This window comes from Bombella dulcis, from assembly GCF_026385505.1.
Taxonomy (GTDB): Bacteria; Pseudomonadota; Alphaproteobacteria; order Acetobacterales; family Acetobacteraceae; genus Bombella; species Bombella dulcis.
Genome location: NZ_JANIDV010000020.1, coordinates 1 through 373 on the forward strand (window position 1 = coordinate 1; position 373 = coordinate 373).

The 373-nt window shown below is 60.1% G+C and carries 1 pseudogene; it reads right to left on the reverse strand.

Annotated features, from left to right (window positions below):
- Positions 1–373, reverse strand: a pseudogene (locus NQF87_RS08740) (baseplate J/gp47 family protein); the annotation flags it as partial.

A 373-nucleotide genomic window follows, 5' to 3' on the forward strand; every position in this document is an offset into this window, starting at 1 on the left:
ACCGTCCACTACGGCAGACAGGCGGGAGGCATAGATAGTTTTGCCTATCCGGATACGGTTCGCCCCTGTTGTCAGGTAAGAGACGATGGCCTTCTGGATGCGCTGTGCCGCATCTGAGGGGACCGTATCAGAGGCGGCAATGGTCATGACGACATAGACCGCCACCGGTGTGGGCCTGTCGTAATTGAAACTGTAAGACGGCTGGTTGCCGGAATAGACAGGATTGGTGTCCTGAACGGTGACGATCTGCGTGCCCACGGTCGGGATGCCCGGCGGTTTCTTGTTGAGGATTGCCCGCCCGATATCTGACGGGCTGCCGCCCTCGACGAGGATATATTGCGCTCCCGCCGGGATGGACACGCCCTGCTGGACG